At 46.2% G+C, this 20,789-nt stretch carries 22 protein-coding genes; all 22 read right to left on the bottom strand.

All coding sequences use genetic code 11. From position 1 onward, the window contains the following. Nucleotides 1-73: 73 nt before the first annotated feature. Nucleotides 74-994, bottom strand: a complete 921-nt coding sequence (locus tag BN1115_RS21310; RefSeq protein WP_082034755.1) for a type II secretion system protein — start codon at nucleotides 992-994, stop codon at nucleotides 74-76. Nucleotides 995-996: 2 nt separating this feature from the next. Next, nucleotides 997-1,506 carry a type II secretion system protein gene (locus BN1115_RS21315; RefSeq protein WP_082034756.1) on the bottom strand — a complete coding sequence of 170 codons (510 nt, stop codon included), beginning with the start codon at nucleotides 1,504-1,506 and terminating at the stop codon, nucleotides 997-999. 59 nt (nucleotides 1,507-1,565) lie between these two features. Then, nucleotides 1,566-2,075, bottom strand: a complete 510-nt coding sequence (locus tag BN1115_RS00010) for a type II secretion system protein (protein ID WP_050070469.1) — start codon at nucleotides 2,073-2,075, stop codon at nucleotides 1,566-1,568. 26 nt (nucleotides 2,076-2,101) lie between these two features. Then, nucleotides 2,102-3,139, bottom strand: a complete 1,038-nt coding sequence (locus BN1115_RS00015; protein WP_042655532.1) for a type II secretion system F family protein — start codon at nucleotides 3,137-3,139, stop codon at nucleotides 2,102-2,104. Continuing rightward, nucleotides 3,136-4,653 (bottom strand): GspE/PulE family protein, encoded by a 1,518-nt coding sequence (locus BN1115_RS00020; RefSeq protein WP_042655533.1) that lies wholly within the window; start codon nucleotides 4,651-4,653, stop codon nucleotides 3,136-3,138. The genes BN1115_RS00015 and BN1115_RS00020 overlap by 4 nt, the downstream gene beginning before the upstream one ends. A 10-nt stretch (nucleotides 4,654-4,663) precedes the next feature. Continuing rightward, complete coding sequence (locus tag BN1115_RS00025; RefSeq protein ID WP_042655534.1) at nucleotides 4,664-5,344, bottom strand: hypothetical protein; 681 nt, start codon at nucleotides 5,342-5,344, stop codon at nucleotides 4,664-4,666. Next, nucleotides 5,341-6,483, bottom strand: a complete 1,143-nt coding sequence (locus BN1115_RS00030; protein ID WP_042655535.1) for a hypothetical protein — start codon at nucleotides 6,481-6,483, stop codon at nucleotides 5,341-5,343. The genes BN1115_RS00025 and BN1115_RS00030 overlap by 4 nt, the downstream gene beginning before the upstream one ends. A 2-nt stretch (nucleotides 6,484-6,485) precedes the next feature. Next, nucleotides 6,486-7,988, bottom strand: coding sequence for a hypothetical protein (locus BN1115_RS00035; protein ID WP_042655536.1), 1,503 nt, complete (start codon nucleotides 7,986-7,988; stop codon nucleotides 6,486-6,488). Then, nucleotides 7,988-9,274 (bottom strand): OmpA family protein, encoded by a 1,287-nt coding sequence (locus tag BN1115_RS21320; RefSeq protein WP_082034757.1) that lies wholly within the window; start codon nucleotides 9,272-9,274, stop codon nucleotides 7,988-7,990. Before BN1115_RS21320 ends, BN1115_RS00035 begins: the two co-directional genes overlap by 1 nt. Before the next feature lie 212 nt (nucleotides 9,275-9,486). Beyond that, nucleotides 9,487-10,185 (bottom strand): TraX family protein, encoded by a 699-nt coding sequence (locus BN1115_RS00045; protein WP_050070470.1) that lies wholly within the window; start codon nucleotides 10,183-10,185, stop codon nucleotides 9,487-9,489. 31 nt (nucleotides 10,186-10,216) lie between these two features. Continuing rightward, nucleotides 10,217-10,858, bottom strand: a complete 642-nt coding sequence (locus BN1115_RS00050) for a lysozyme family protein (RefSeq protein ID WP_082034758.1) — start codon at nucleotides 10,856-10,858, stop codon at nucleotides 10,217-10,219. A 9-nt stretch (nucleotides 10,859-10,867) separates the two neighbouring features. Next, nucleotides 10,868-11,443, bottom strand: coding sequence for a TrbM/KikA/MpfK family conjugal transfer protein (locus BN1115_RS21325; RefSeq protein WP_082034759.1), 576 nt, complete (start codon nucleotides 11,441-11,443; stop codon nucleotides 10,868-10,870). A gap of 16 nt (nucleotides 11,444-11,459) precedes the next feature. Further along, nucleotides 11,460-13,094 (bottom strand): P-type conjugative transfer protein TrbL, encoded by a 1,635-nt coding sequence (gene trbL, locus BN1115_RS00060; protein WP_456690595.1) that lies wholly within the window; start codon nucleotides 13,092-13,094, stop codon nucleotides 11,460-11,462. Continuing rightward, a complete protein-coding gene (gene trbK / locus BN1115_RS21330; protein ID WP_082034760.1) occupies nucleotides 13,033-13,239 on the bottom strand; it encodes an entry exclusion lipoprotein TrbK in 207 nt (68 codons plus the stop codon). Before trbK ends, trbL begins: the two co-directional genes overlap by 62 nt. Before the next feature lie 11 nt (nucleotides 13,240-13,250). Next, complete coding sequence (gene trbJ / locus BN1115_RS00065; RefSeq protein WP_042655540.1) at nucleotides 13,251-14,018, bottom strand: P-type conjugative transfer protein TrbJ; 768 nt, start codon at nucleotides 14,016-14,018, stop codon at nucleotides 13,251-13,253. Between the two features lie 20 nt (nucleotides 14,019-14,038). Continuing rightward, the gene (locus BN1115_RS00070; protein ID WP_042655541.1) at nucleotides 14,039-15,427 is read right to left on the bottom strand and encodes a TrbI/VirB10 family protein; all 1,389 of its coding nucleotides are present in this window, start codon (nucleotides 15,425-15,427) and stop codon (nucleotides 14,039-14,041) included. A 3-nt stretch (nucleotides 15,428-15,430) separates the two neighbouring features. Continuing rightward, complete coding sequence (locus BN1115_RS00075; RefSeq protein WP_042655542.1) at nucleotides 15,431-15,868, bottom strand: conjugal transfer protein TrbH; 438 nt, start codon at nucleotides 15,866-15,868, stop codon at nucleotides 15,431-15,433. A 2-nt stretch (nucleotides 15,869-15,870) separates the two neighbouring features. Continuing rightward, nucleotides 15,871-16,758 (bottom strand): P-type conjugative transfer protein TrbG, encoded by an 888-nt coding sequence (trbG, locus tag BN1115_RS00080; protein WP_010676134.1) that lies wholly within the window; start codon nucleotides 16,756-16,758, stop codon nucleotides 15,871-15,873. Nucleotides 16,759-16,775: 17 nt separating this feature from the next. Next, the gene (locus tag BN1115_RS00085; RefSeq protein ID WP_042655543.1) at nucleotides 16,776-17,537 is read right to left on the bottom strand and encodes a conjugal transfer protein TrbF; all 762 of its coding nucleotides are present in this window, start codon (nucleotides 17,535-17,537) and stop codon (nucleotides 16,776-16,778) included. Then, nucleotides 17,534-20,071, bottom strand: a complete 2,538-nt coding sequence (locus BN1115_RS00090) for a VirB4 family type IV secretion/conjugal transfer ATPase (protein WP_042655544.1) — start codon at nucleotides 20,069-20,071, stop codon at nucleotides 17,534-17,536. Before BN1115_RS00090 ends, BN1115_RS00085 begins: the two co-directional genes overlap by 4 nt. Next, on the bottom strand, nucleotides 20,068-20,379 hold the full coding sequence (locus BN1115_RS00095) for a conjugal transfer protein TrbD (RefSeq protein ID WP_010676131.1): 312 nt from the start codon (nucleotides 20,377-20,379) through the stop codon (nucleotides 20,068-20,070). Before BN1115_RS00095 ends, BN1115_RS00090 begins: the two co-directional genes overlap by 4 nt. Nucleotides 20,380-20,382: 3 nt before the next feature. Next, on the bottom strand, nucleotides 20,383-20,781 hold the full coding sequence (gene trbC / locus BN1115_RS00100; protein ID WP_010676130.1) for a conjugal transfer system pilin TrbC: 399 nt from the start codon (nucleotides 20,779-20,781) through the stop codon (nucleotides 20,383-20,385). Between the last annotated feature and the right edge of the window lie 8 nt (nucleotides 20,782-20,789).

A 20,789-nucleotide genomic window follows, 5' to 3' on the forward strand; every position in this document is an offset into this window, starting at 1 on the left:
CGAGAAAGGCCATTATCGATACTAAAATTCATTTGAGACTCCTTTTTTGAAGGGTTTTGAGAGGTAAAAACGATTATTTTGTGCATTGCTGCTGAACTAGAACTGTTCCATTTGCCGGGCTAGGAACGTACCAACCTTGAGTTCCATCTGTGTTCGTTTCCCATACTCTGACATATGCTACCCCGCCATCAAAGCGGCCCTCAACCGCGCCGATTTTGTTGAATGGGTAGCCGTTTTTGTTGTAAGAGAGTGGGACAACGTTCACTTTCCTGTTTGTTCTTCCCGCTGGGCAGTTTACCAATGGTACCGCTTGGCTATTTTGTTGAACGCTACTCCATCCTAAACCTGATAACACGGTTCTATTTGTCAGGCCAGCAATCGATATGTCTTTCACATCTTCAATCGCATTGCCTGCTGCTTTCATTGTTCCTGTTAGAGGCCTGGAACCGTCAAGGAGATAGAAATTATCATGAGCTATTTCAGTGCCGGGGCGTCCAATTTCGGCAACAATACTTGTTCCAGATACTTTTGCAAATGGCAAGATAGACAATAGCTCGCCAGCAATATTATCGCGATAAGAAGCGGGTACTTTGGCTAATGGGGTAGTTAATTCAAATCTAGGAATAGTGGGATTACCACCAACGCCATAAGCTCTTACCGAAATTGTATCGCCCCATAGGGTTTCGGTCATTGGGCGGCAGTCCCCAACGCTGGCTTCTGTCGGAGTGCAGTTTTGCAGGTAGCCCTCATTAACCAAGACTTGAACGGATGATGGAAAATTAGAGGGAGCAATGATCCCAGTATTTTTCGCTTGGACTTGATAACGTTCACTGGCCTTAGTGAAAACCTCGACAATTCTTGCGGCTTGTTTTTTTGCCTCCCCTTCTATTTTGTCCTGTTTCAGTTCATTGAACGCCATTGTGCCAAGAAAAGCTACAACACCCAGAACAATTGTCAATTCGATAAGGGTATAACCACTTTGCCTATTTTTCATGTTTATTTGGCTCCAGAACCGTATTCCCAGCAACTTGAGTTATTTCTATACATTTCACTAAATGATGAAGTACGTGGCGACCTAATCGGATAGTAGAAAGAGAGAAGACTTCCTGAAACGCTTCTGGCTCCAGAGTCAGAGAATAATTTAGCGGCTAAAATCGTATCCCTCACGTCAACAGAAACCACAGTTCCCACAGGCTCCCCTCCCCTCATGCTAAAGGAGAAATTTGTGATCCAGGGGATCGGGTAAACGGATGAGCGGGGGACGCCAACACCAAGTAAGTCAGTGTGAGATATGCTTACTCCGTTTAGGCAACCTCCTGTTCTTTTCAAAAGGAGAGCAGAAGATATGCCTTTGTTTACATCGAAAGCAATGCTTGATGCTTGTTTGGCTTGTTTAATTATATCGCTGTCACTTTTTAATGTGCTAACCCCGCCAACAAGTAAAGTGAGAATAACAGCCGTGCTGACGACTAATTCAATCAATGTGTAACCGCTGTTATTTTTCATAAACCAATCTGCCTAAAATAATTAAAAGTGGCGACCTAAGCCGCCACTATGCTCATTAATTACATGGTCACTTTGATACTTGTACCAGTTACCGTAACAGTTGTGCACCCTGTTGCTGTTTGGCAGCGGCCAACGGAAAGTGGGGCCAGAGTGTCCGCAAGGTCTGTAATATAGTCTGTCGGCAGGCCTGCGGCGGTAATATCAACCTGGCTGGGGTTTGATGTATTCGCAATGACAGTAAAGTCACCACCAAAGGCATTCGCCTTTTTACCATCAGCTGTGGTACCGCAGATAGCTGCATCCAGGAGCTTGGAACCGGCTTTGCACAACTCTGTCATACTGACGCCGGTTTTATTGGGGCGGCCTTTTTTCCAGCGGTCAGATGCAGAGGTGATCTGCTGTACCTGTTTTGTCAGGTTTTCTTGCTGGGTTTGATAGTTGACATCACTACGCATTGACAGTGCCACCGCAAGAAGTACGCCAATAACAGCAATGGCAATACTCAGCTCGATAAGAGTGAAACCACCTTGTTTGCGGAACACATTTTTCTTTGCGTTGAAATCTTTCATTTACATTACCTCATTTACATTGATTGTTAAGACATTATTCTTGCCGATTGTGCCACCACTAAATAAGCACCCCCGGCCATTATTGCTAATCCCATGCCCGCCATGAGCATTGCAAGCGCATTTGCTAAAAAAGCTAACCGTGCGATCTGTTTTTTTAACTTCCTCCTTTGCCTTTCCGAGCTTTTCATTAAAACACTCGGAATATCTTCGCTGTTACTGAGAATTTTGATTCTCTGTATTTCTGGCTCATTTACCAGGCCAACATCGAAAATGTCCCCATAGTTCTTTTTGCCAGAAGTTATCTTGAGCTTTGCGGCTCTGAGTTTGGCTGATAACCATTGCCCAGAACCGTGACCTATTATGCTCAGACAATCTTTCAGAGAAACTCCTGCTTTCATAAGGCTGGCTACACTAGCCAATACTGCTATGGCGTTAAGGTCTCGATACTGTTTGAATATAATCGCTTTATCTAAGTCTCCTCTGTCAGGGACATTTGGTAACACCCATGCCAATAATGCTATCACGGACAACAATCCAAAAAGAACAACAAATTTCCAGTTGTGACAAAAGTTTGAAATGTTCCAGGCTGTATGTGAAATAGTACCCCACCTATGCAATGGGAGCGTTTCTTGAGTCGTCAGAAGATATTCGTAAGCTGGCCCTCCCGCAATCCCAATAATCACCGCGAGAATTGAGAAAGGGTAAATAACAGCTTTGAAAATATCAGATGTAAGACCTGATGCGTCACGAAGAACGCTAGAGCCTATATTTAGGCCCATGACCATATCACCAGTCTCCTTGCCGGCGGAAATTGTAGATATAACCAGAGGAGAAAACCATCCCTCCATGCCAACTGTTATTTTTTTGCCGTTCCTGATAGCCATCAACATTTCTGACGCTAAGCATTTAGTTGCAGCCGTCCCGTATTTTATGAAGTTCAAGCATATGGCTTTTTCTTCCAGCCCCGAATCTACGAGCTCTTGAAAGTCATCAAGGAACTCGATTTGAGCTGATTTGAAGAATGTAAGCTTCAAAAAGCGCTTTTTGATGGCCTCAAAATTCATATCAACTCCTTAACCTGTTCGGCCACTGAGTAGATATCACAAATACCAGCAAGAATTTTTTTCTTGGCGTAAAACTGAATGCTTTTCCATCCGTTATTAATTAGGTGCTGACGCCAGATAAGAGCATCCCCTTTTGCGATAAACGCTCTATCTTCATCAGTTAATTCAATTACCTCCATGACGAGTGTACGGCCCTTTTCACCGTGGACGCAGTGTTTACAACCCTCTGTGTTTTTGAATCGAGCCTTACCTAAGTTCTCTCCCAGGAGTTTAACCAGGGCGGCCCTTTGTTCCTGAGTGGCTTTTTCGTGTGGTATTGAGCAGTGAGGGCACACCTTTCTCGCTAGACGCTGATGGCTAAAGACAGAAAAAACGTCAGGGCTACTGGCAACGACTCCCGGTACTCGAAGGTGCTCGACCAGCTTGGTTGCAATGCCCGTTGCGCTAGACGTATGCGTAGTGCCCACCAGGAGGTGGCCGGACTCTGACAAGTGTGTGAACTCAGCCGCACCGCGCTGATCTCGAAGCTCGCCAAAATAGATCACATCCGGGTCTTGTCTGAGCATCACTTTTCCGTAGTACGCAAAATCACGTACTTGACCTTTCTTCGTCAATCCGTAGTCGATGCGAGTCTGGGCAACACCATCGAGAGACCATTCCGGTGGATCCTCAAGGGTGTTGATATTCCTTTCTTCATCAATCTCTGACAGGCCAGCCATTGCCACGGTTGTTTTTCCTGAGCCTGTTGGCCCCGAAAAAAGAATGGCTCCCTGGGGCTGTTTAAGAGCTTTATCAATAATCTTAATGTGATCTTCATCCATCCCCATATCAGAAAATGATGGGATATCCTCTCTGATTGGCGTCAAGAGTCTTAAAACAGTTTTTGTGCAGTCTATGTCATCATTGCTGCTGCTGACTGGAATCATGGAACTTCGCCAATCCCAGCTTCTCTTTTGATTGTTAAGATTGATTTGTACGTTAAATCCGCCTGCATTTGGAATAAGAGAGGAATACGACTCTTCCGAACCACTAAAGGCGCTAAATATGTATGATGTCAGTTCGACACCATACTCTTTAGGTTGGGTTCCAGTTAACTCAACTAATCTCCCGTCAACCCTTGATTTAATTGTGGTTTTACCACCCTTCACCAATATATGAACATCAGACCCGCCGAGTTTGATGCACCTGGTAAGAATGTGCATCAACCGTTCTTCAACGTGAGTCGATTTTGCAACGACATTACGCCCGTTAATTTTTTCAGCGTCACTGGTATTTGATATTCCAGAGTCGAGCACCTGTAATACAATGTTTTTATCAACGAGGCGAATTTCTGGATCCGCACCATGCCTAAGTTTTTTCACCTCGTTAACAATTTTTCTTAAATTATCGCTATCCGGGTCTGATGTGAGAATAACCATGTTGTCATCAACAAAACAGCACTTATCTTCTCTGCATAGAGCTAAAATATTTTCGTCATCTATCAGACCAAACATTGTTTTAGCTGGGGCGTTCATCTATACCACCTCAATAAGACATAGTGATGCAGCGGGTAGACTTACCCTGGCTGGCACATAATTGACTGTCGGTGATTGAGGTAATTTTCATCCCTTCAATAACCTTTCCTACTTGGGCTGGAATCATTCGTCCAGACTCGCCAACTGATACATATGCAGTCAGCTTGCCATCCACCCTGGCGGCGTAACGCAATGTTAACTGTTCAAGGCTGCTCGCCGCCCTGGTGGGTTTTGGCGTGTTAAAAGAAATTCCCATGCCTAGTGGTTGTTCATCTTTCAGTAAAAAGCCTTCACCAGGAGAGATCGGATTTTCACCCGTGCTCACGCCCGTCTTTCCAAGTTTCTTTTCATCCTCTTCGGCCTTTCTGGCTGCCAGCTTGGCTTCTGCTTTAGCTCTTCGAGCTCCATAATCCAGCAGTTCCCTTATCTCGCTTGAAAGCTCGGGCAGCTCGGTAGTCGTGGGAACGGGCGCACTATCAACTATGCCCCCGGCTGGCCCGAGTGAAAAATCAGGGGCGCTGCTTGTTGATCCCTTTGACTGCGCTATTAATTGTTGAAGCCGTTCGTTCTTTGCCGCTTTTTTTTCAGCATTAGAACTATATATATAAGCGGCTGCCCCGCAAACTAAGACAAGGGCACCAATATAAACGAACAGCTTTTTTTTGCTTGGCAAATTTTTATCTAAATTCATTGTGCACTACCTCCAAACTCAATTACGGCATTACTGAGGGAACAACTACCAGAATTTGAAAAACTGAAGTTAGCCCCTTCTAATTTGATTGGCATGTTACGCATGCCCTCCCCTATTTCTTTCAAAAGCCAAGGAGTGGCCTGTATATTGATGGTTGCTTTTCGCGTAGCCCAAACACCATTTTGTTGCACTGGCTCAAAAGAAGCCTTTACGTTGGCAATCAGCGATAACCTTGAAAAAAAATCGGCAACACGTTCATCCATGGCGTAGAAACTTACTTTGTGTTCGCGCCAGTATGACGTTATTGGCAGTCCGACTCTCAAAAAGGGTTGAGAGCCAGTGAACGATATTTCTATGTTGTTGTTTTTGGCCCAAACATTCATCACGTTGCGATCAATCGCGACCTCAGACAGGGCCATGTTCAGCGAGCCTGGTGCTATAGTCCCTGTTGGCACATCAGCAACGACAGGAAATGTAACAAACTTCGCGCATGTAGTACCCAGTAGAGCGATAGCGTCGCCAGCTTGCTGGATATCGCTCCAAGTCTGTTTATATCCGTACCATGGATCTGCTACTTCCGGCGGCGGCGGCGGCGGCGGTTCAGGCCATGAAAACCAAGCGATTACAGCAACGACAGCAGTTATGGCCAAAGCGGGTTTTAAAACCCTTAAAAATGGCGAACCCAAATACTCTTGAAGTTCAAAATTATCAGAGTCGAGATCAAGTTCGCCAATGACATGAATTTGAACACCATCCAAATTTATTTCTTCACGATCAATATTTAAATCGTGAGAGGAGTAAATATCATTGGCCTTATATATTTTAAGCCAGTTGGTCAACTCAAGAGGGTCAACGACTTCATCCCTTCGAATGGAGCCTTCTTCCCAAAGAACGCACCGCAACCCTCCTTCTGAAGATATAATGCAGTTCCACTTTTCCGGTAAAACGATAACCGCCTCAGCTAACGCTGATGCAATACATTCTCCCCAGGCAATGTCTTGCTCGTCAGACGCTACACGAGTCAATAGGTCTTCTTTAACAAAGATGCGCTCATATTTGGCTGGGTATTCACCCCGCCAAGTTTTAAGGATCTCTTTTTGCTTGTTACCGTGAGGTAACGTTGTTCTGACGATAGCCATATTTAAATCCGCTTTGGTGTAATCAGGACAATAGTTTCAGTAGTGCTACTTGCACCTGCATTGCCACCTGAAAATGGTATTTTAAATAATGTAGATTCGTCAGCTTTATTTGATTTCTGCTTATATCCATTAAGCACAAGTGTTTCGCCATACTTTAGGCCTACATCTTGATCAAATTTTATTTCCTGTACTTGGGGGGCCCTGACTGTTACCCCACTGACTTCGGTGTCATTCCATCCGACCACTTTAGATAGCACACCGGAGATCTGCAGATTAACGGTATCATCAGAAATATTAGGCATAACTGACATGGTGAGCCCATCGCTAACAACAGCATCAACAACCTCAACGCTGGCATCAGCATTTTGATTGGGAGTAACTGTTACCCGGGCTATGTACGACAACTTCTCAGAGTTATCAATCGACGCAACTCGGTTGTTCCTGGCCACTGTTCTTGGCTCATACTCGACGCCAACCTCTCCTTGTGTCTGCAACGCCTTCATCAAGATCGTCGTACCATCCCAATTAGGGCTGGTTGAGGTAAAAGAAAAGCCATAGTTCCCATTGTTGCCGATAGTGGGCAATGTCGGGCCCGTAAAATTGAGTTTTCCATCAGAGAATGTTCTAACCACATTCCAATCGATACCGAACTCACTGCCCTTACTGCCCTTGAACTGCAGTACCTTCACCTCAATCATTACTTGGCGAGCAATAGACTGTTTTCTGGATGAAATATAGTTTTCTACCAAGCTCATTCTGTGAGGGGTAGTTCTGACAAGAATTGATGCCGTCGATTCAGTGACAATAACGTCACCTTCCAAAGGATCATCATCATCAGGCTTCACGCCATCTTTTTTCAAAATAGACTTGATAGCAGATAAATAATCATTGAAGGCGTTTACACCAGTGCTTTCTGATGTGGCATATGTGTCAGAGTTGCCCAGGCTGCTGGTAACGGTTCTGGTCGCCAGCCCCTCTCCACCACCATTGCCGCTATTGGCCTTCCGTCCAAAAAGAAAGGAGCTTTTACCCAGCAAAGAATTAAGCTCAAACACCTTTGTTACATAGCGATCAAACTTAACTTGGTTGCCGCTCATGCTGACCGACACATCAGCTTTCGAAGCGATTTCATTGAGTGCCCCATTAATGTCCCCTTGATAATCGACAGAAATAGGCTTATTGGGGTTTACATCTGGGCCAAACTCAACGGAAACTTTTTGTCCTGCTGATTGGAGCAAGTTACTAACCGCAAAGTTGAAAGGAACATTTTGCCCTTTAAGTGATGCCGGTTTTCTAACCCACCAAGGAGACCCTTCTGTAATAGGGTTAAGGTCAACGGGAGGCCGTTCAATAAAGATGCTCTTGGAGGCATCTGGCATTACACCTTGAGCGTTGATCTTGTTTTGAGTTTCTTTCGCAGCGTCTCTCTGTTCGAGGTAATCAGTTGCCCCGCATCCACTCAGAGCAAAAATAACGCTGATTGCAATTAATTTTTTCGGGGTCATCACTGGCCATCCTTTGTAACGAAAAATACATGCTGTGTTGATTTAAGAAGCTGAGGCTGTACTGGGAACGATGCTACCAGCATATTCAATGCCGTGGCGATATCACCTTTTTGAGTCACAATGGGCCAGCCAGCTGAAATGTAGTAGTCCCCCTTGATTCGCCAGTCTGGTTCAGACGTATTCCAACCGTATGCGGTAGTCATTCTTGCGGCATTCTGTTTCAGGCTACCAGGTTTGATGTTGAAGGTTTGAGTAACTACCCCTACGGGGTGTATGACTGCGGTTTTATTTGACTTGTCGAAAGTGACTGAATAATTGACCCCACTTTCTTTTTCAAAAGCAGATCTAGCTTCATTGATCGAACTATCGAAATCTATGCCAGGGAAGTACGTATTTTTAGGATGGAGTGAGAAACCCTCTGGCTGCCCTTCAGGGAAATATAAAAGAACTGAATCATATCCATTATCACGGATCCAGCGAGTAAGAGATTGTTCCCAGGTCTCACCGGCTCTCACAACGAGGGAGAATTTGCTGCTGACCTCCACCACTTTTCCTTTATTTGGAGCTTGCTGGTGCGAAGCGGTGGATGTGGTCTTTTGGTCAATCAAGAATGGCGTAGTCTTTTCTATGGGACTACCGACTTGTACTGATGGTGTTGCTGTAACAGCATTAATTTTCTTGGCCACTTCATCTGCGAGGGGGCTGGGTGTGGCTGTCCGGGCATTTGTTGTAGGGGCTGAGGCTACAAACGAAAATGGTTTGGCTGTACCTCCCGTCCCGCTATATGCGAAGGGAGAGGTTGAACCATTCGAGGGGGGGACAGGGCAACGATATTGGGTACGGCTGGCAGGTGACTTAGCCAATACTGCAGACGAGGAGTATGAGACATAGGTGGCCTCGATATCCACTCGCTGGTTAAGAAGTTGGCCCTCGGGTGTGCTATTCGGTGCAATGAAGTCAACGCCACTGGCAAAGTTGATCATTACTTTTTCAGGCGACACACCCTGAGTTACAAGCCAATTTCTTGCCGCAATGGCTCTTGCAAGTGCAAGCTTTTCATTTTTTTCGGCACTACTTGCCCCGCTGGTTCTCCCGTTCACTGTGATCATCGCTGCAGAGCGTAGGTTGCCCAAAATCATCCGAACATCATTGTTCGGGGTAAATTGATAGCTACCACTAGAAAATAATACTGAAACCCCAGTAGTCATCGGGGATTCACTGGCTCCCGCTAAAGCAGGCACAAACGCCAGGAGGATGGGCAATGCCATTCTGTTCAACATGGACATGGAGTTACTCCAACTAGGCAAAAATTCGATTGGCATACGATATACCGAACTAGGTTGTAATTCAACCATACGATTTAAAAGCTGTTCGGCCATCGCTGGATGAAAATGAGGCTTTTGATTTTTTAGCCGCTAAAATTCAAGGCTGGGTGTCTATATGTGGTGTCTGTTGTGATCTTTTTTTCTATATATAGTGCTTTCCTTTTTTTTAAACCTCAAAAGAACAGATATCCTGCCTTGCTCATGGGTATCCTTATAAGCCAGAGAGCAAAAAGATGGATGGGGTAATAAGAGTAGAAAAACCAAGTAAACCGGGGCCCTGGAAGGGCCGGAAGGGGGGCTTTAGATGCGAGCATAACTATTGGGATCGCAAGTACAGCCCAATAGTTACCATTAATAAACCAAAGGGCCCCGCATGCTATAAGAACGGCAACGGCGGCATTTCTGGAGTTGCGTTTAAAAAACCAGTATGAGCTCAGCCCCAAGGACAAACCTATCCAGCCATATTCAACGAGTGCACCACCCGCGACAAAAACACCTAGAGAAATAACAATAGATAGGACGCTCCTTATTTCTAAGAGATAGACGATGGCAACTATAGCCAATAGCGAAAATAAAATATTAAGAGGCTGAATTGTATTGTTCAATAAAGTGAATGGAATTGATGACACCATGCCAAATATTAAAAGTTTCGTCATTGCTCGACAACAAACATCATTTATAACCTTGCCTGGACGAGAAAGATTATACGCCAAGATGATGGTGAATATGGGCATGCTCAATCGCCCAACATCAAACGAAATTGAATTTGTGCCGTTAAATAAATATTTGTTTATATGGTCAATAGTCATTGATAATAAAGCGAGCCACTTTAACCATTCTACTTTTTCATTGCTCAACTGAAATTCATTCATGACGTTCACTTTAGCGGCTAAAAAGCCACGCCTATTCGGCGCGGCTGTCTGAGGGGGTGAAAGTTATCATTCGTGGTATATAGCCTGAAGGATTATTTTCTTCTTGTTTTATTGAATTTATTTCTTTGCTGCTACTAGCAACATCCTGTCGATGCGATGATGTTGCCACTCGCATATTGCCTGGCTGCCCCATATTTAGGATGGGCTTAGGCTTTACCTCTTTTTGCATCACATCAATGGTCACAAAACGAGCTTCTAGCCACTCGGCCCACTTTGCCGCTTTTTTAATGAGGTCAGCTCTATATATACGATTTTTATCTGGTGTCTTTGAATGATAGTTAGCTGCCTTAGTCCATATATCCCCCGAGTCATTCTTAATGTGCATTCTGATGCGCCACGCCGCCAACTCAAATGGATAGCAGCCATGAGCTGCTACATCGTTAGCTGTGATGCCATATTTAGCCAAGTCTTTTAGATAGTCAGTATTGAACTGCATCGCGCCAACATCATCAGTCCCATTGGTATTTCTGACTCTTTGCCCAGGCTTACCCCCCTCTTTCTCAGCAATAGCTAGGACAATATTTGCTGGCGTGTCATATTTGACAGCCGCAGATATAGAGCACACGACTCTCTCTTGTTCTTGTGGTGGAATATCAGCAAGAAATGGCAGCATATAACCCCCTTAATTTTTCCACCAGGAGGCCTGGCTGTTTTCTTTCATTCTTCTCTGTTGCTCATTGTAATTAGCAAGTGCTTGCTCATAGTCTCTTGCTTCGACCCAGTATCCTCCCTGGAGGGGTTCTCCAACGTATATCGGCGCTGTTCCGCTGCTATTAAAATCCGTGTAGGCATGTCCGTTATATGCCGAGCAGTAATCTGGAAGCTGATTGCTGATATAGACATAGCCACTGTTCCAGTTACCCCACCAGGTTCTCAGGGTCGTATTCAATGAGGCCGCATCACACCGACCAGCACCATTGGAAATTGCTGAAATGAGAGAATTCATTTCGGGTGTTTGGTTTGAGACAGGGCATAGATTTAAAAAGTCAAAGCGAGCCCTTATCGTGTCAGAAAACTTTTTCTTATGAATGCTGAAGTAGTGAGAGAGAGACGGAGCGCATTCACTTGGCCGGGTACCTGATGAAAGGCAAAGAACTGCTTCACAGGCCAACTTAGTGTCCCCAGTTAATTCATCTTGGGCTTTCACTTGGGTAAATGCGCTGGCGATAAAAAGGGAGGATATTAAAATTTTTTTCATTGTCAAATTATCCTGTTTAGGCTTTTTTATTGGCAAACTCGGAAACTTCAGAGTCTTTATTTGCAAAAGCGGCGATCTCTGATTCTGAATCGTCTCCACCAAGGCTATTTCCAGTGAATGAGGGATCTTTTTCACTTCCACCTTTTATGCTTTCAGCTATCCGCCCACCGAGCGTATTGGATACTCTTTCCATGGCTGAGTCCTTCATTCCTGATGCTTTGTCTTTGGCCAGTTGGCCAGCTGCTTTGGCCAAGTTAGCGCCAGCATCTACTGCCACGCGAGCTGCCCGAGTGGCGGCAGACATTGAGCCTGGCGAACCACTCTTTTCCTCTTGAGCCTGCTGGCCGCTTTGGGATTCTCCTTGGCTTTGGCTCGCTTCCTCTCCGCCTCCCCCTGTGCTTGTATCACCATCTGCAGGGGGGCTCCCTGAGCCTTGTGAGAATCCTGCTGCTTGTGAGAAGGGGGTGCTTCCGGTGCTTGCTTCAGCCCCATCTGTGCCGCCAGACCCTGAATTCCCACTATCACCACCACCACCACCACCACCACTGAACATGCTTGATAGTGTGTCTGTACCGCCAGAAACATTTTCATTCGCCTTGGAGAATGCGGCCATAACCGCCTGAGCTCCACCAGTCGCATTCGCGGCACCGGCAGCCATCAAAGCCCCGCCGGTTGCTGCAGCTGCAGCTGCCATACCGGCTGCCCCTAGCGCCGCTCCCGCCCCCATTTGACCTATACCAGCCGCACCAGTGGCTCCTGAGCTGATGCCTGCGATTAAGGCGGGGACTTTATTTACCAGGGCAAGCAGGATCACGCAGACTATTAAGAGAACGCCCATTTCTTTGAGGTTTACGCTGCTGCTCATGCGGCTGTAATAGTCATCAAGGAATGTTTTTCCAATGCCTGCTAGCAATACCATTGCCATCAGTTGTGCACCGACACCCAAAACGGTTTTGTAATAGTTGATTGCCATTTCTGAAGTCCAGCGTGATCCGCCGAATCCCAAGAAAAAAACACCGCCGTATGCCAGAACCCAACCTGATGCAAGCATCAGGAGCATGTTTACACCAACCAACGCCAGGACAATTAGTATTGCCACAGCCATCAGCATTCCCGCCACGCTATCTACAGGAGACCAAAGTGAGGATTGATCCATGACTGTATAGAATATTTCAAATCCTACATCGACTATGCCTGACGGAGATAGTGACCCTCCTAGTCCGGTAGCGTCACCCGCAATCTGACGCATACTGTCATATATCGATGATGCGAAGTTCGGGCCATTTGAAAGTAACCACCAAAAAAAACCCGTAAAAATCGTGAAGCGAACAAACTCTGCAAAAAATTCACCAATATCCGCTTTTCGCAAAGCCATCATGCCAAATGTCCAGACCATTGATATGGTTACGAGCAACCAAAAAAGCCATGTCGCAGCATCGGTAATTACTCCACCCCATGAGCTGGCCGCAGCTCCATATCTCTCTAGCACATCATCAAATAAGCCCGCGCTGTTAACTTCTGCATAGGCATTAAAAGATAGTGAGAGAAAAAGAATGGCTGTTGTAAGTGAAAGATCTTTTCTCATGGCGTCACCACTTTTTGGGTGTGCTTTTTTCGAATGAACCAATTCGAATGCACTTGCTTGATACATGTTCTCTAATTGACGGATCCAGCGCTGCTATGTTAGCTGGTTTACAGTTTTCTTCATTTATTTCAGGTATAGATGCTTGTGGTTTTTCACAGCCTGAAATAATTGCACTGATGCCAATGGCAATAAATACGTGAGTTTTTTTCATCCCCTCCCCCCTTACCAATTTTTCGCGGCACTAGCTTTAAATTCGCCCCGCCGCAGATTTTCAGATGCTGCTTGCTGTACCGCTTCTTTATCTGCCTCAGCTTGCATGCGAGTGGTTATTGCATTTTGTTGTGCCACCAGTAAACCCCGAATTTGAAGTAGCTGATTTGCTTGCTGACTGGCCAATTGGTTCGCATAGCCGATGGCTTGCATTTGGCCTGTGGCTCCCTGGGCGCTGGACTGTAGCTGCTCTAATGTTCTTGCATCTGTCTCTAAGGCGTCCTGCTGCTTATCTAGCCCGCGAAATAGAGCATCATTGGCTTTCTTTTGAGACTCTGAAGCCAGCCGACGATTTTCTCTCATTGCCGCTTGTTCTGCTTCAGTGCAGCCACCGGTACCATTAAAGCAAGGAGAACTACGGTAATATGCCACGTCTTGGAATTTACCAAGATACCCATCAATACTACCCAATTGATTTTTGTAATAATTCAGAGTGTCGATAGAGTTTCGCAAACTATTCATAGTTGCTTGTGCTCTATCCCAAACGTATGCCGAGGGGGCTATTGTATTCTGGATCTGGTTTTCATATTGCTGTAGTTGAGTCTGATATTGCTCAATTTGTTTCAGTGTTTGCGCGACAGCCTCCATTGCGCTCATTACATTCTGAGTTAAGTTCGTTCCATCAACTACAGGAATGCCCGCCTGAACACTCAAAGAGGCCACCCCCGAACTGATGGCCATGATCAAAATTATTTTAGCGGCTAAATTGTTTTTCTTCATATGAACCTCTGATGGAGACATTAATAGTCAAAGGACTTATACGGTTTTGAAAACGTCATATCTTTAGTGACAATGACATTGAACCGATAACCCGGTCTAATCTCAAGAGTCGGTGCAACGTTCATGTTTTTTGCAATAAGCTGTGCCATAACTTGCCCCAACTGCTGCCCTAATGCTTCACTCATGGCATCACCAGCTCGCTGGCGATCACTACCAGTACCAGTACCAGCACTCCCACTGTCTTGGCTTAGGGTTATACCGGCAGTCACACCAGACATGAGAAATGCCGAGCCAAATAGACGGAAGTAATGGTTATTCACTTTGTCATTAAACCCTGCATAGCCCGCACTATCCGCGCCTGGCATTGCGCCAATATCCATCGCCTTCCCGTCTGGAAAAATGATCCTCTGCCATGCAACCAACACCCTGGCTTGGCCGTAGGCCACATCACTCGAATAAGATCCTACCAAGCGAGAACCTTGGGGAATAAGTAAGTGTCGGCCAGTAGCTGTGTCATATACGTTTTGCGCTACCTGGGACATGATCTGACCTGGCAGATCTGAGTTGATACCAGATATAAGAGTGGCAGGCACAACATAGCCAGCGCGAAGCTCATAAGGCGTCCTGGGAGCCTCTGGCTGAGAATCCAAGCGCCATCGGTCTCCTTCACCGCCTTGAAACTGTGCAACGCTGTTCTTGGGGTTAGAGCTTGTCTGTAACAGTTGTGATCCCCCGGTGGTGGCCCCTGCTGCACCTCCCATGCCGCCCCCTCTGATTTGGGCAAGTCTGGCCTGATATGCTGCTGTGGGGTCACTCCCTTGAGCCTGGTCTATTTGTTGTCTTACCGCAGCAAGCTGGGCCAGCATATCGCCCTTTGTCAGTGACGTATTGCCGGCTACGCCCCCGGGGGCTGAACCAGAACTGCGCGGGGCAATAACTTGCACACCGGTTTTTGCCTTAACGGCCTCTTCAAACATCTGCAGCTTGGCCATTCTAATTCGGGCGGCCTCGTCAGAGTTCATTGGTTGAGATAGATTCTGGTTGTTGTTTGGCCGCCTTGGTTTTGGTGGCGCATCTGGGTTCTCTGGCTTGGCTATGAGGATCGGGTCTGCTGCCGGCGCTGCATCTTCTGGTGGCACTAGAGGTTGTGCTGGCGCAATAATGCCATCCTTTTGTCCCTCAATAAGCTCGTTAGCAAACATCGATGTTGTGCCAGCAACTTCCTTTGGCTTGGCAACAGGAGCATTTTGTTGTTCGGCGCGATCTGCGGCAACCAACATCATAATGATGACAAACGAAACAAGTAACCCACCAAGCAGCATCATCGGCATATTATTTACACGCCGAACACCTGCTTTTTTATTCATCTCCCCAGGGGAGGCTTCTGGGCTCATTAATTCTGCGCTCATGATTTACTCCTTTCGAGCCCAATAACCGGCAGCTGCTAGATTTCCACCCTGATTCATATATGGGCGTGTAAGCGACTGAGAGCCTATTTTAATGGTCAAACGATAAAAGCCAGAGTCACCAGCTTGATCCACTACATAACTCAGGGGCAAGGCTGTTGTAGAGCCAATGATTTTTTTACTACTAGGGTTGAACTCCAGGACGGAATATCCACTTTCACGTAAGCCCTTGACAAGCGCCATGCCAAATTCATCCGGTGTTTCCTGTTTTAGTTCTAGGCTGACTTTTGCTGGCGGGTACAATGTCACCAGCTTATTTATAGTGTCGGTGGCCAGCTGGTATTGATTCACGCCAGCTGCCTTGTCCAGGTAGTTCCCATAAGGGCCGGTAGCACATCCGGCCAATGCAAAACAAAGTAAAATTGAAATGTTGAGCTTTTTCATATTTATTTGTTCCTGGTAATAGTTACACGGTCTTGGCTATTACCTACACCAGCAATCAAGATTGCCTTATCAAAAACCGTATCAACGATATATCTGGCTCCCTGAACACGGTAATTGACCATTACTGTTTCATCATCAGAGAACAACCCACCTTCTTTACGAACAACCAGCAGTGTTGGAGCTTCAGTTTGTTCCATCGAACGAGGCATTTCTATAATTGTCTTGCTCCCGTCGTTATATACCCGCGCCGGCTTCCAAGAGGTAGAGCCAGATACGTCATAATCAAACGAGAGGTTGCCCAAGTATTCCCCTGTAGCGGGGATAGTTCCTTGTTCTTGCTGCTTTGTCTCTTTTCGCTGTAAGGCATCCCACTTGGCCATCGAGTCCTCTGGGTAACTAAAGGCAACTTGCGGCATGTATTCCGTGCGGTGGGAACGTAAGCGCATGTGATAAGTGCGTCGATTGGTGGTTACAACCAGGGAGGTTTCAAGGCCCACATCCAGCGGTTTGATTATCAGGTGTAATGTTTCCCCTGGGCCGCTGCCAGTAATCGCTGGTTCAACAGTCCATCGAGCAGTATCACCTAAGTGGATCCCATTCACTTGCTCCCCTGCCTGAAGAGACACATCGCAGACCTGCAGCACGGCACAAACAATGCTTGGTTGTTGAGCGCCGAACAAAAAGTTGATCGCGCCATTCTGTCCGGCCACTGGACGCAGGCCGGTAGCTGTGCTGGCATTCCATTTTTTGGCTATGTCAATTGCGGCTTTTTCCTGGACGGTCAAAGTAGGATTTGTGCCAGAGAAAAACTGATCAGCCATATCATCGGCATATGCAACTGAGGAGAACATAGCCACGCTAATGAATGCAGAAATAATGTTTTTTTTCATAATGGATACTCTCGAAATCATTGAACTCGTGACCACGAATAATCGCGCACGTAGACGCTCATTGGATTATTCCGCAATTGTTCATCTGTTGTTTGTGGTGTGATCTCAGCTGTATATGTGGTTACAAGAGCTCGCCACGTAATCGGCTTGCCTTTGAGAGACCCTTGACGATCACGCACGGTTTCGATCCACTCTACTTGCCATGTATCCGGGGTTTGCGGCATAACGGTTTTTATCTCTGTGCTCACCATTTCTTTTGCCGCTCTTTTAAATGGGCTTGCATCATCAGAACCGTTAAGCCATTCATTCATTTTTGCGGTGGCCGGGTCGTTTGGAGACAACATCGCGTAAACTTTGAAAACGGCTTTACGTTGTAATGCAACATCAGGCGTAACCATTCTTGCCGAAGCAATCCAGTCTGAGACTGCTGCATGTACCACTCGTGGATCTGCTTTACCAGTGGCTTCTATCGGGCCGGCTGCAACTGTTTGGCCCAACTTATCTACTTCAACCACATAGGGTACAAATTTAGACTGGCTGCCGATGTGAATAAGTCCACCCACAGCGCCCAAGCTGATTAACATGGCCAGAATGCCAATTACTTGCCATGTTTGCCGTTGGGAGATAACTGAGCCAACATGATCATCCCAGGTGCGACGGGCGGTAAGATAAGGGCTTTGATTATCTTCATTGCCACCAAGCCTGGTGCTGTGTTCTTGGTTGTGTTGAGACACCGGTTTTTTGAAAACCAAACCCTTTAATTTTTCCGAAAAGCTCATGCTGCCTCCAAATAATCATTAATATTCAAACCTTTTTCGGATAGCCATTCGTGAATCCAGTCATCCCCAAACTTGGCTTCTAATTGCTGTATTGTGGCCACTGATTCCTTATCGGAGGCACCCACAAAGGCTAAAGCCAATGGCCCCAGAGCTAAATCGTATAAACGGCGTCCATTTTCTGAAACGTAATAGTATTGGCGCTTCGGAACTGCCGTAGCAATAATTTCAATCTGCCTAGCGTTGAGCCCCATACGGCGGTACAAAGCGGAAGTATCTTCATCCCTGGCGTAAATATTCGGCAAGAATATTTTGGTAGCTGTGGACTCAACAATAACGTCAAGAATACCTGAGTTGGCAGCATCGGAAAGGCTTTGCGTTGCCATCAAAACCAAGCAGTTTGCTTTACGCATTACCTTTAGCCATTCGCGTATTTTGGCTCGGAATGCAGGGTGGCCAAGCATTAGCCATGCTTCATCTAAGATGATTACAGCCGGCTGACCCTTTAAGCTGCGCTCTATTCTTCTGAATAGATAAAGAAGAACAGGCAAAGCATACTTTTCACCAAGGTTCATCAACTCCTCTATTTCGAATGTTGTGAAGTCAGATAGTTGTAAACCATCTTCCTCTGCATCCAAAAGATGACCCATAGCCCCATCAATCGTATATTGCTTTATAGCTTCCCGAATCTGCTCGTCTTGAATTGTGGTGTAGAACTCAGAAAGAGTTCTAGCTCCACTATCACGCATGCTTATTATGGCATGGCCAATATCATTTCTCTGGCCTGGGGTTGTCTCAACACCATTTAACGCCAAAATGGTATCGATCCATTCCATCGCCCATGCACGATCACTTTTCGTTTCCAAAAATTGCAAAGGACAAAATGCCAATTTCCCATCATCGGCAGCAACAGTAAAATGCCGGCCACCAGTTGCTTTGGTCAAAGCATACATCGACATACCTTTATCGAAGGCATAGATCGACATTCCTTTGTAGCGGCGCAATTGGGCTGCAATGATCCCCAGGTGAGTGGATTTACCTGCACCAGTGGGGCCAAACATGAAGGTGTGGCCAAGGTCACGAACATGCAGGTTCAGGCGGAACGGCGTCGCTCCATGAGTGACACAGTGCATCAATGCTGGCGACTGTGGCGGATACAGCGGGCAAGGTGCAGACGCGCTCCCAGTCCATATGCTGGATGTGGGGAGTAAATCAGCTAAATTCATGGTGTTGATAAGTGGTCGCCTGACATTTTCAACACCATGGCCAGGAATGCTGCCGAGATAGGCATCCAGGGTGTTGATTGTTTCAATTCGTGCTGCAAACCCTAGTCGGTTTATAGCCTTTTCTACAGAGCGAGCTGACGACTCTAAAGCGTCTCGGTCTTCATCCATCAGAACCACTAAGCTTGTGTAGTAGCCCATAGCTATTAGGCCGCTATTTATTTCAGCGATGGCAGACTCAGCATCTTGCACCATTGATAGCGCATCTTGGTCTATTGCGCCGGTATTTGTGTTGAACACTTGGTCGAAAAAACCTCGTACTTTCTGGCGCCATTTCTTTCGGAATTTATCCAAATGAGCGATAGATTCATGTTGATCCATGAATATGAATCGGCTTGACCAACGATACTCGATAGGCAATTCAGCAAGCGCTGCTAATATTCCCGGGGTTGACTCCAAAGGGAATCCTTCAATTGCTACAACTTGGATAAATTTGCGACCAATTTTGGGTACTACCCCGCCCCACATTTCTTGACCACCAATGATGGCATCCAAATACATCGGGTTGCTAGGGAGTATTACTGGATGGTGATTTCCAGTAATACAAAATTGTAACCAGCTTAAAAAATCATCGTGAGTGACTACAGTGTCATCCTCGCACACAATTTTTTGGCCCTTCAGCCTTATCATTTCCACCGCTGATGATAAGCGGTTTTCAATGCTGGAAATTTCACGCTTAAACTGAGTAATCAGTCCTTTTGTTCGAGCTTTATGATCTGGAGTTACCGCATCATCATCAAACATCAACTCTACAAATTTTCGTTGAGCCAGAACAGGTGGAAACCAGGTAACTGTAAATACGAAATAGCCTTCATACATTGTCCCCAGGCTTTCAAAGAGTCTGCGACGTTCTTCATCAAGAGCCTCAGAAACTGGGTCAGGAAAATTTGAAGCGCCTTTTTCGGAATAGTTTGGTGCAGGCCTACGAACTGCATCTATATGTACCATCCAGCCGTTACCCAAGCCTGCCAAGGCTTGGTTAATTCGAAATGAAACCATTTCTCGCTGTTCATCTGTGCTGCTTGCGTTGTCATTTCCCTTGTATAGCCATGAGGCCATAAAACTACCGTTCTTACCTACAATTACACCATCATCGACAACAGCAGCATGAATTAGCAAGTCGGCCAACCCGGCATCTTTTGAGCGATGTTTTTTAAGTTGCAACTCGGCATCAACTGCGCGGATACGAGCGAACAAGATAAGTAGCAAAACTGCCCCTAGGACAGCAATGCTGATAGTAATTCCCTGGATCATTTGTACTGCTTCCCTTGGTTCGGTGTATTTTCTCGGAATGGCGTTGACCGAGCTGGGTAATATGATTTATAGCGACGGTGCCGAAGGTAAACACTTCGCATTTTAGTGTCAGCCTTAGCCATCAATCGGAGAACAAATAGAGCTCCGAACCAAAGGCCTAGGCCGAACACCGTCGCCCTTACTTCTTGAGCACTAAAAATCAGTGCGCCAGCAATAAGGCCAGAGAACATCACCAGCTCACGATCTCCGCCCATGAACAGGTTTTCTCGATTGCCAGCCCTACGAATGGAGATCGTGCGCAGTGCCATTTTTTACTCAGCCTTATCGCTTGTTGAAATATAGGTAACAGTATCTTGCGTGGTTATTTCTGCCCCACGACCGAAGAAGCTCGACATGACGTTTTGGGCACCTACCAGCAAGGCCATTACCAGCACCAGGAAAATCAGAGTACGGAAAAAGCCATTCAAATCGCCGCCAAAAATCAGCACACCACCCGCCACCACAATTCCGATGATGGATAAGGCGAATGCTACCGGCCCTGTCACAGAGTTACGGAGATTCGTCAGCCACCCTTCATAAGGAAGGGAGCCACCAGTGCCCTCAGATGCAAATGCAGGCAACGGGGCCAACAGGAACAAGGCCAGAATGACCAGCAAGCCAGAATAAATTACGGCCTTGTTATTAAGTTGGAATGGAAGTGAAAGTTGCATAGTCGTAT

The sequence above is a fragment of the Aeromonas allosaccharophila genome (genome assembly GCF_000819685.1).
Classification (GTDB): domain Bacteria; phylum Pseudomonadota; class Gammaproteobacteria; order Enterobacterales; family Aeromonadaceae; genus Aeromonas; species Aeromonas allosaccharophila.

What these genes read in the sequence shown, in the direction of transcription:
- BN1115_RS21310 (WP_082034755.1), bottom strand. Translation starts at nt 994, where the DNA reads ATGAAAAATAGGCAAAGTGGTTATACCCTTATCGAATTGACAATTGTT.
- BN1115_RS21315 (WP_082034756.1), bottom strand. Translation starts at nt 1,506, where the DNA reads ATGAAAAATAACAGCGGTTACACATTGATTGAATTAGTCGTCAGCACG.
- BN1115_RS00010 (WP_050070469.1), bottom strand. Translation starts at nt 2,075, where the DNA reads ATGAAAGATTTCAACGCAAAGAAAAATGTGTTCCGCAAACAAGGTGGT.
- BN1115_RS00015 (WP_042655532.1), bottom strand. Translation starts at nt 3,139, where the DNA reads ATGAATTTTGAGGCCATCAAAAAGCGCTTTTTGAAGCTTACATTCTTC.
- BN1115_RS00020 (WP_042655533.1), bottom strand. Translation starts at nt 4,653, where the DNA reads ATGAACGCCCCAGCTAAAACAATGTTTGGTCTGATAGATGACGAAAAT.
- BN1115_RS00025 (WP_042655534.1), bottom strand. Translation starts at nt 5,344, where the DNA reads ATGAATTTAGATAAAAATTTGCCAAGCAAAAAAAAGCTGTTCGTTTAT.
- BN1115_RS00030 (WP_042655535.1), bottom strand. Translation starts at nt 6,483, where the DNA reads ATGGCTATCGTCAGAACAACGTTACCTCACGGTAACAAGCAAAAAGAG.
- BN1115_RS00035 (WP_042655536.1), bottom strand. Translation starts at nt 7,988, where the DNA reads ATGACCCCGAAAAAATTAATTGCAATCAGCGTTATTTTTGCTCTGAGT.
- BN1115_RS21320 (WP_082034757.1), bottom strand. Translation starts at nt 9,274, where the DNA reads ATGTCCATGTTGAACAGAATGGCATTGCCCATCCTCCTGGCGTTTGTG.
- BN1115_RS00045 (WP_050070470.1), bottom strand. Translation starts at nt 10,185, where the DNA reads ATGAATGAATTTCAGTTGAGCAATGAAAAAGTAGAATGGTTAAAGTGG.
- BN1115_RS00050 (WP_082034758.1), bottom strand. Translation starts at nt 10,858, where the DNA reads ATGCTGCCATTTCTTGCTGATATTCCACCACAAGAACAAGAGAGAGTC.
- BN1115_RS21325 (WP_082034759.1), bottom strand. Translation starts at nt 11,443, where the DNA reads ATGAAAAAAATTTTAATATCCTCCCTTTTTATCGCCAGCGCATTTACC.
- trbL (WP_456690595.1), bottom strand. Translation starts at nt 13,094, where the DNA reads ATGTATCAAGCAAGTGCATTCGAATTGGTTCATTCGAAAAAAGCACAC.
- trbK (WP_082034760.1), bottom strand. Translation starts at nt 13,239, where the DNA reads ATGAAAAAAACTCACGTATTTATTGCCATTGGCATCAGTGCAATTATT.
- trbJ (WP_042655540.1), bottom strand. Translation starts at nt 14,018, where the DNA reads ATGAAGAAAAACAATTTAGCCGCTAAAATAATTTTGATCATGGCCATC.
- BN1115_RS00070 (WP_042655541.1), bottom strand. Translation starts at nt 15,427, where the DNA reads ATGAGCGCAGAATTAATGAGCCCAGAAGCCTCCCCTGGGGAGATGAAT.
- BN1115_RS00075 (WP_042655542.1), bottom strand. Translation starts at nt 15,868, where the DNA reads ATGAAAAAGCTCAACATTTCAATTTTACTTTGTTTTGCATTGGCCGGA.
- trbG (WP_010676134.1), bottom strand. Translation starts at nt 16,758, where the DNA reads ATGAAAAAAAACATTATTTCTGCATTCATTAGCGTGGCTATGTTCTCC.
- BN1115_RS00085 (WP_042655543.1), bottom strand. Translation starts at nt 17,537, where the DNA reads ATGAGCTTTTCGGAAAAATTAAAGGGTTTGGTTTTCAAAAAACCGGTG.
- BN1115_RS00090 (WP_042655544.1), bottom strand. Translation starts at nt 20,071, where the DNA reads ATGATCCAGGGAATTACTATCAGCATTGCTGTCCTAGGGGCAGTTTTG.
- BN1115_RS00095 (WP_010676131.1), bottom strand. Translation starts at nt 20,379, where the DNA reads ATGGCACTGCGCACGATCTCCATTCGTAGGGCTGGCAATCGAGAAAAC.
- trbC (WP_010676130.1), bottom strand. Translation starts at nt 20,781, where the DNA reads ATGCAACTTTCACTTCCATTCCAACTTAATAACAAGGCCGTAATTTAT.